This window comes from Verrucomicrobiales bacterium, from assembly GCA_016793885.1.
Taxonomy (GTDB): Bacteria; Verrucomicrobiota; Verrucomicrobiia; order Limisphaerales; family UBA11320; genus UBA11320.
Genome location: JAEUHE010000020.1, coordinates 57,911 through 66,956, shown reverse-complemented (window position 1 = coordinate 66,956; position 9,046 = coordinate 57,911). Strand labels below are relative to the sequence as shown.

Here is a 9,046-nt window from a genome sequence, read left to right as displayed (position 1 = left end):
AGGTCCGAGAATTCGCGCGCTCACGCCTGGCGGATTACATGCTGCCGTCACAACTGTTCACCCTGGGTTCTTTTCCGCTAACCCCCAGCGGGAAAGTTGACCGGCGAGCCTTAGCTAGTCTTTCCCCTGCGGACACCCGTCTGCATGGAAACCAGAATCCTCCACCTTTCCCGCCACCAGCGGCTGGAGAAGCACTCGTCAGGGCAACTTGGGAACGCGTGCTTGGCCATTCCCGATTTACCTTGGAAGACAACTTCTTCGAGGTCGGCGGCCACTCGCTGCTCCTGGCTAAACTGCAAAAGGGACTTCAGAGCTCGTTGGGTGTTCAGATTCCGATCCTCTCGCTCCTGCAGCATACGAGCGTGAGCTCTCAAGCCTCGTTGGCTGCCGGGCTTTCGAGCACACCGGACGCGGTGTGCAGCAGCATGCCCCTGCCTTCGTCGCCCGCTCGGGATCTCGGCTCCGCGCGACCTGACATTGCCATCATTGGCATGTCAGGAAGGTTCCCTGGCGCGGAAGGGGTTTCCGAGTTCTGGATCAAGATTTGTCAAGCCACGGAGTGCATCACGCATTTCAGCGACGAGGAACTGCTCAAAGCAGGTGCCAACCCCGAGGACTTAGAGAACCCAGCGTTCGTACGCGCTCGCGGTACTCTGGAAAATCCAGAACTGTTCGACGCGGCCTTTTTCGGCTTCACCCCGCGCGACGCGGAGCTCACCGACCCTCAGCATCGGCTTTTTCTGGAATGTGCTTGGGAAACGTTTGAATCGGCAGGTTATGTACCCGACTCGATCCAAGGACGCGTGGGCGTGTATGCCGGTTCCAGTTTAAATACCTATTTTCTGGCGCATGTTCTGCAGAACCAGCAGAGCATTTCCGAATTCACCCGATCCTTCCAAGTCGATCGCTATCCCGTGCTCGTCGGAAACGACAAGGATTACCTGGCCACTCGCGTGGCCTATAAATTCGATCTCCGCGGCCCGGCCATTACCATCCAAACCGCGTGTTCGACCTCCCTGGTGGCCGTCGTGCAGGCCTGCGGCGCGCTCCAATCTCAGCAATGCGACGTTGCTCTGGCTGGCGGGGTCTCCATCTCGTTCCCTCAGCAGAGGGGGTACATCTACGAGGAGGGGGCGATCGCCTCCTCCGAAGGCCGTTGCCGTGCGTTCGACGCCCGCGCAACCGGAACCGTGTTCGGAGCGGGAGTCGGGGCCGTGCTTCTGAAACGTCTGCCGGATGCCTTGCGTGATCGTGACCCAATCGTGGCCGTTATCAAAGGGGTGGGCATCAACAATGACGGACGCGACAAGGCGAGCTTCAGTGCTCCCAGCATCGCAGGCCAGACAGAGGTGATACGAACCGCATTGGCGCAGGCCGGAGTTTCCCCGGACGGCATCGGATACGTCGAGGCCCACGGGACTGGAACACCTCTCGGCGACCCTATCGAAGTCCAAGCCCTGTCCCAAGCCTTCCGACACTCGACACAGCGTTCTCAGTTCTGCGCTCTTGGTGCGGTGAAAACGAACATCGGCCATCTGGAATCGGCCGCGGGCGTCACCGGCCTCATCAAGGCCGCCCTGGCAGTGAAGCATGGCCTCATCCCTCCCACTTTGCATTTCACCCGTCCGAATCCGCTCTGCGAGTTGGAGAAGAGCCCGTTTTACGTTCCAACAGAACTCATGCCGTGGCCGCCGGGAATGGTGCCACGACGCGCCGGCGTCAGCTCCTTCGGTGTAGGTGGAACCAATGCGCACGTGATCCTCGAGCAGGCTCCGGTCGAAATTCCAGCACCGGCCGGGCGGTCACCCCAGCTCCTGACGATTTCGGCTAGGTCGCAGTCAGCCTTACTCGCCGCCTCCGCCCGGTTAGCCGCCTTCCTGCAGCAGCGCCTCGATTCCAACTCTGCCGGCCACCTTCGTCTCGACGATATCGCCTATACGCTGCAAACAGGGCGACGCGCATTTCGCCAACGACGACACATTACAGCGTTCTCGCTAGAGGAGGCCGTTGAGAAGCTGAACGCGCCCCTGCGCCTCGACGGCTCTTCACCGGTCGCGGAAGAGCGCCCTCCGGAGGTCGTCTTTCTATTCCCTGGCCAAGGCGGCCAATATGTGGGCATGGGGGCGGATCTCTATGAGAACGAGCCTATCTTCCGTCAAGCCGTGGACCGGTGCGCAGCGCTCCTTCCAGGAGCTTTATGGGCTGAACTTCGGGTCATCCTGCTCGCCAAAGACGAGGTATTACAGGAAGGATCAACGAACTCGCTCTCCGCGACGCGTCTCACCCAGCCCGCCGTCTTCATCATTGAGTATGCGCTGGCACAGCTTTGGATCTCGTGGGGCATTCGGCCCGCTGCCGTCATCGGACACAGCGTGGGCGAATTTGTCGCTGCGGTTCTGGTCGATTCGTTCACGCTGGCCGACGCGTTGAACCTGGTGGTGGAAAGGGCCCGGCTCATGCAGTCCCTTCCGGAAGGCGCCATGCTGGCAGTTCGGCGCGGTGCAGAAGCTATCGCGCCGCTGCTTCCCCCTGAAAGCTGCATCGCTGCTTACAACAGCCCGTCGTTGTGCACCGTATCAGGTCCCGCGTTGGTGCTGCAGGCGTTTGCTGAATTGCTCCAGACAAGGCGCGTTGCGTGCAAGCATCTGGACGCCTCGCATGCCTTTCATTCGTCGATGATGGACCCCATCGTCAAGCCGTTCACTGAACTGGTGAGATCCGTGAAGCACAGGTCTCCCGCCCTCCCCTGGATCTCGACTTGCACGGGCGGCTGGATGACTGCGGCCGACTTGGATGACCCCGCCTATTGGGCCCGCCAACTGCGCCAGCCGGTTCAGTTCCAAGAGGCCATAGGGCTCGCATTCAAGACCAAATATCGGGTTTTCGTGGAAGTGGGTCCCGGGGAAGCCCTCACCACATTCGCGAGGCAGCATCCGGCCAAGCCGCCGAACCTTCTGGGGGTCTCCGCGATGGTCCAAGGTTCGGGTGAGGCCCAGGAGTCATTTCACAGGATGCAAGCCCTCGGAGCTCTCTGGACTGCCGGCTGTGCGCCCAACTGGGAGGCTTTACAGGGAGGAAAGCTGCGCCACCGGGTCTCTCTCCCCACCTATCCATTCGAACGCCAACGCTATTGGATTGAACCCACGCCCGTGTTAACCAAAGAGCGCGCGTCAAGCCCCCGATCCGCTGACGAGTCCCCCTCGCCGCCCTCACTCGAATCTCCTAGGCATTCGCCACCGCCAGCCATGCAAATCTCCACCACGCCCGCCAACCCACCAGCCGCTCGCGCCGAACACCTCGCTAGGCTCATCCGAGAGCTCATCTTCGAAGTGTCTGGAACGACCGTGACCGACGACACGGTCTCCTTTCTGGAGCTCGGGCTGGATTCACTCTTCCTGACACAGGCAGGCCATGCCTTGCGAACCAAGTTCGGAATCAAAATCACGTTCCGCCAGCTCCTCGAATCGTCATCGAGCGTCCAGGAGCTCGCCGCCTATTTGGACCAGCGACTTCCCCCTGAAGCGTTCCGCCCCCAAGCCGCGACGATACCCGAGGCTGCTCCGCCTCCTGTTAGCCCATCCCTTGATGACTCATCGGCGGCCATGGCCTTAGGTCTCTCCCAGACGGAGGGGGACACCGGGAAATCCAGGCTGAACCGGGCACAACAGGTCTATCTCTCTCAGTTTATCGACCGCTACACGCGGAGAACGGCCAAGTCGAAAGCTCTTACCCAACAATACCGTCGGTGGTACGCGGACCCGAGGACCGCCTCATCCTTTAAACGTCTCTGGAAGGAAATGGTCTACCAGATCGTGGTTTCACGATCCGCGGGCGCTTATCTTTGGGACATCGATGGTAACCGGTATATCGACTTACTGAACGGATTCGGACCGAATTTTCTCGGGCATTCCTCCCAGCTCATCAACGATGCACTCAAGGCTCAGATCGACCGCGGCATCGAGGTGGGACCACAATCTCCCCTCGCGGGAGAGACCGCTAAAATGTTCTGCGAACTCACCGGTAACGAGCGCGCCAGCTTCGTCAATACGGGATCAGAAGCAGTCTACGCCGCGATGCGCCTGGCGCGTGCTGTCACCGGAAAGGACAAGATCGTGATCTTCGCCAAGGACTACCATGGCAACTTCGACGAAGTTCTGGCGCGGGCGGCCGGCAGTGCTGCGCATCCCCTCACCATGCCGGTTGCGGCCGGTATTCCTAAACGGGCCGTGCAGGATATGATCGTGCTGGAATACGGGTCGCCTGCAGCCCTCTCCATCATTAGCGCGCGCGCGGACGAGATCGCGGCTGTCATGGTCGAGCCGGTCCAAAGCCGGAGGCCAGAACTTCAGCCTTTCCAATTCAACCGAGATCTCCGACGCCTGACGCAGCAAAAGGGAATTGCCCTCATCTTTGATGAGGTTATCACGGGAGTCCGACATCGCCCCGATGGTGCGCAGGGACTTTATGGAGTCGAGGCCGACATCGCGACTTACGGAAAAGTGGTTGGCGGGGGCATGCCGATCGGGATCGTGGCGGGCAAAGCTGAGTATATGGATGTTTTCGACGGTGGGTTCTGGCAGTATGGAGACGATTCGTTCCCCGAGAAGGGAGCCACCTTCTTCGCGGGCACCTTCGTGAGACATCCACTCGCCATTGCAGCCACCCATGCTATGCTGAAATATCTGCTTCAGCAGCCCCCGGAGTTCTGGGACACGATCAATGGCCGGACGACGCGGCTGGCGAGCTCGGTGGATAGCTTCTTCGTGCAGCATGATATTCCCATTCGGATGCCCCATTGCTGCTCCCAGATGTTCGTCCGGGTACCGGAGGACCTTGAGTTGGGCAATCTTCTCTTCTATCAGTTGCGGCACCGAGGGGTGTTCATTCTGGAAAATTTTCCCACCTATATGACCGCGGCTCACACCGATCAGGATGTGGATCAGATTATCCAGGCATTCAAGGATAGTGCTTACGAGTTATTGGAAGCGGGCTTTCTCGAAGGGGCTTCTGATAAGTTCGAGCGAGGCTAATGGGTGGAACTTCCCGGCGCTGGGCTCAGCGTTGTTGCAATGTATGCCAGCCAGCACCGCATAGCCGGGGTAAAACTGAAGGTGGTGGCTGCCATCGGTGCTCGCGCTAGGCCTGGCCCTCGTCTCGGTTGGCCTGGCAGCAGGTATCCATTGGAGCCTCCAACGTCCGGAGGACTGGCGGTTACGTTGGACGATGGAACGCGCACCGGCAACCCGCTATTCTCTACCATGACATCCAACTCCGTGACCCCGTTTATTGGTGTGCTCCTCGTGGATGATCAGCGTGTGGTCCGCGTCGGGGTGCGGACACTCCTCCAGGACACGGCCGACATCTGGGTGCAGGGGGAGGCGACCGATGGAGCGACCACGCTTGCCGAGGCGGTCGCACCTTACTTAACCCTCAGCCCGCCCTCCAGGGAAGGGACTCTGGAGTCCAGGAATTGAGGCAGGAGTTAATCACCATGAACCTGACTCGCATCATCGCCATTCAGTGCTCCTGGAGCAGATTCTGGCTTTTTTTCGCCACGCTATGGACCGCTGGTCAGGCTGCCAGAGCCCAAGACCGGGATCGTGATGGCCTGACCGACAGCTCGGAACGCGGTGTCGACCGCTATGAAGTGGTGTCAGGCAGCTTCAGTTGGATCGAAGCCCAGATCGACGCGGAACGGCGAGGTGGGCATTTGGCAACGGTCATCAACGATCGCGAGTGGGGCGATCTGAAACAAATCCTGGGCGCCCGTCTCTTCGGAAAGAACCTGTGGCTCGGGGGAACCGACGAAGGGACTGAAGGCCAGTGGAGGTGGATCACAGGGGAAAGATGGAGCTTTACCAACTGGAGGACGAATGAGCCGGGGAATGCCTCGCTGGGCAATGGTCAAGGGGAGGCGGAAAACCACCTGATGATCTGGGGGAACGAAACCGAGTTCCCGGATGGTTACCGGTTTTACTGGAATGACGCCACCGTGTCAGGGGGGACGCTCGCCCGGGATGGCTACATTTTGGAACGACGCAGCTGGACAGACCCGGACGACCCCGACACCGACGACGACGGGTTGTCGGATGCGGAGGAAACCTGGTTCAGCCTTTACCAAGTCATCGAGACGTCGGACGGAATGAGCTGGTTTCAAGCAAAGGAGGATGCGGAAGCCAGGCATGGACATCTCGCCACGATCAACTCGTTGGCGGAATGGAATCTGATCCTCAGCACGGTCGGCACCAAAGAGTCCATTTACAATCTGTGGCTGGGGGGCACGGACTCCGTCCGGGAGGGCCGATGGCAATGGATCACCGGTGAACCTTTCGCCATCGGCCGCTGGGCCGAGGGCGAGCCCAACAACTCAGGGGAGGAGGATCACCTCACCCTGTGCTGTACTGAGGGTCGTTGGAATGATTTGTCGGGGCATTCGATCCTCCGAGGTTACCTGTTGGAACTGGGCTCCTTGGTGCTCGATCCGAACAATCCCGACACGGACGGGGATCAACTCAAGGATGGCGACGAGCTAAAGTTCTGGAAGACCGACCCCACGCACCGCGATACCGACAGTGATGGGCTGTCGGACGAAGCCGAACTCCGTCTCTGGAGAACGGATCCTAGGAAGCCAGACACCGACGAGGATGGTTTGAGCGATCCGAATGAGGTAGAGCTGCATCACACGGACCCCAATCAACTGGACACCGACGGAGATGGCTTCAGCGACAAAATCGAGGTCGACCGGATGTCGAATCCGCTGGTGACGTCGAGCATCCCGGGGGTGCCGGCCCAAATCCGTCCGGCGGTGGAGGTCGAATTCGAGAGCGAGCCGGATGTCCTCTACATCATTCAGGCAGCCAACGCCGACGGGGGGTGGCAACGAGTCGGTTCCACGATCATCGGTGCAGGCGGAAGAATGAAGAGGCTATTCAGTTCGAGCCATTTCCCCAAAGGAATCTGGCGCGTGGCGCTCGACCTGCATCCTAGCCGTGAAGGCTTCGCCTACATTCCCTCAGGCACTTTTGTCATGGGCAGTCCAAACGGTGAGCAAGACAGGAGAAGCGACGAGATCGAGCATCAGGCGACCCTGACTCGGGGGTTCTGGATGGGAAAGTATGAGGTCACACAACAGGAATACTCTTCCGTCCTGGGATACAACCCCAGCCGTTTCCGAAACGGAGTAGAGCCAGACTGGTCGGTGGCTGCGGTCGGCGGCTTGCCCGCAACCGGAGGGGCGGTAACCAATGAACTGCAGCATCCCGTTGAGCAGGTAAGTTGGAACGAGGCGACGAACTATTGTGCGAAGCTGACGCAACTCGCCCGACTCGCCGACCTGATTCCGGAAGACTACGAGTATAGACTTCCTACCGAATGGGAATGGGAATACGCGTGCAAGGCTGGCGCGACAAACGCGTTTGGGTTTGGAACTGCCATTCGTCAAGGACTCGCGAACTTTAACACTTTCTACGAATATGAATCCTCAAGCGGGGTCGAAGGGAAGCAGACCAATGTGTTCTTGGGCAGGACTCGGGAAGTAGGAAGCTATGCTGCCAACGCGTTCGGGTTGTATGACCTGCACGGTAATGTGTGGGAATGGTGCGCGGGCTACTATGGACCCTATCCTACCGGCAAGGTGTCCGATCCAAAGGCGCCGTCGGAAGGGACACAGCGTGTGTTCCGCGGAGGCGGTTGGAACAGCGGCGGAAACGGGTGCCGCGCTGCCAACCGCTACCCAACCCCGGCGGAAGACAGCTACTCGAGTGTGGGATTCCGTGTGGTGCTTGATCGAGTTCGGTGAGGCACGAGTCGATGTTGTCCAGAGTCCATGGCGACCGGGAGCCCAAATTCCGGTCCAGAACTGACCGCCTCATGAAAATTGATTCGTGATGCCCGTGTGCGTCTCGACGACCATTTGCACGGTTACTTGCAGGATGAGATTGCGATATGCAATGCCGGCCCCCGATTGATTCGCGGAGATCTTCGAAAATGACGGCGCTCTCGTTGCGGCACGAGTTGTGCATTCACAGCACCTATGGATTCACAAATCTCATCGAATCGTGTCGGGTCAGTCGAGGCTCAACCCTCTCAACCCGATCGAGCCCAGATCGCCACACTCGCTTATGCACTCTACGTGCAGGGAGGTTGCCGGGAAGACCATGCGGTGGAGGACTGGCTTGAAGCTGAACTTCGTTTGAGGCAGGCGAACGACGGACGGGAACCGTTCACGGCTCCACCCCCATCCGGACCCGAATCCATCCATGAGCGGGGAAACACGCAGGTAGAAGCTCGGACGAAACGGGAACAAGACTCCCCCTTCGCGCGCGACCAAAGAGGCTCGGCGAGCCGCGAAGAAATAAGGCAGCAGCAGACCCCGATGCGCCCAGCGTCGCGCCAATCGCAGCGCTCGTCAGAACGCAGCAAGCCGAGCGAATAGGTCCAGGGGAGCACGCACGGTGGAACTGCTTATAACTGAGCTAAAGGCGGGCTGGCCCGACGCGGATCGTTGCGTCCGAGTCTTCATCCGTTTGACGATCGCTGCATTGCTGGGCGCCATAATCGGTTACCAACGAGAGGCGGTCGGCAAGGCGGCCGGCTTGAGGACCCATATGTTAGTGTCGGGGGGAGCGGCTCTATTCGTCGTTTCCTGCTCGGAAGCCAACATGTCTCTCGAAGGGCTATCGAGGGTAATACAGGGCCTCGCCACTGGAATCGGGTTCATCGGGGCGGGAGCGATTCTCAAACTGGCGGAGGAGCGACAAATCACCGGCCTCACCACCTCTGCCGGGATCTGGATGACGGCCGCCGTGGGTGTAACCGTGGGATTGGGATACTGGGGTTCCGCGGCAGTCAGCGTGGCCATCACGTGGATAATCCTGGCAGTAGTGGGTCGCATTGAGTTCTGGACCAAGCGGAATCGCGACGTCGCATTGGACACCTCAGCGTCCTAGCTAAGGATGGAGAATGACGGCCGCCGGGCCATCTCAGCGCCAGCAGGGTTGAGAGTCATCCGCGCCCCTGTTCCTTAAGGAGGAGGCTTGCTGAGTTC

At 59.8% G+C, this 9,046-nt stretch carries 5 protein-coding genes; all 5 read left to right on the top strand.

Annotated elements, in window-relative coordinates:
* The first annotated feature begins 218 nt into the window (after positions 1-218).
* Positions 219-5,030: an aminotransferase class III-fold pyridoxal phosphate-dependent enzyme gene (locus JNN07_02725; protein ID MBL9166640.1), complete on the top strand. Its 4,812-nt coding sequence runs from the start codon at positions 219-221 to the stop codon at positions 5,028-5,030.
* Positions 5,031-5,258: 228 nt separating this feature from the next.
* Positions 5,259-5,474, top strand: coding sequence for a hypothetical protein (locus JNN07_02720; GenBank protein MBL9166639.1), 216 nt, complete (start codon positions 5,259-5,261; stop codon positions 5,472-5,474).
* 17 nt (positions 5,475-5,491) lie between these two features.
* A complete protein-coding gene (locus JNN07_02715; protein ID MBL9166638.1) occupies positions 5,492-7,798 on the top strand; it encodes an SUMF1/EgtB/PvdO family nonheme iron enzyme in 2,307 nt (768 codons plus the stop codon).
* Positions 7,799-8,032: 234 nt separating this feature from the next.
* Positions 8,033-8,434: a DUF2934 domain-containing protein gene (locus JNN07_02710; protein ID MBL9166637.1), complete on the top strand. Its 402-nt coding sequence runs from the start codon at positions 8,033-8,035 to the stop codon at positions 8,432-8,434.
* 19 nt (positions 8,435-8,453) lie between these two features.
* Entirely contained in the window at positions 8,454-8,948 is a 495-nt protein-coding gene (locus JNN07_02705; protein ID MBL9166636.1) for an MgtC/SapB family protein, read from the top strand.
* The last annotated feature ends 98 nt before the right edge of the window (positions 8,949-9,046 follow it).

Coding starts and splice junctions, on each gene's coding strand:
- JNN07_02720 (MBL9166639.1), top strand. CDS start 5,259: ATGACATCCAACTCCGTGACCCCGTTTATTGGTGTGCTCCTCGTGGAT.
- JNN07_02715 (MBL9166638.1), top strand. CDS start 5,492: ATGAACCTGACTCGCATCATCGCCATTCAGTGCTCCTGGAGCAGATTC.
- JNN07_02710 (MBL9166637.1), top strand. CDS start 8,033: ATGGATTCACAAATCTCATCGAATCGTGTCGGGTCAGTCGAGGCTCAA.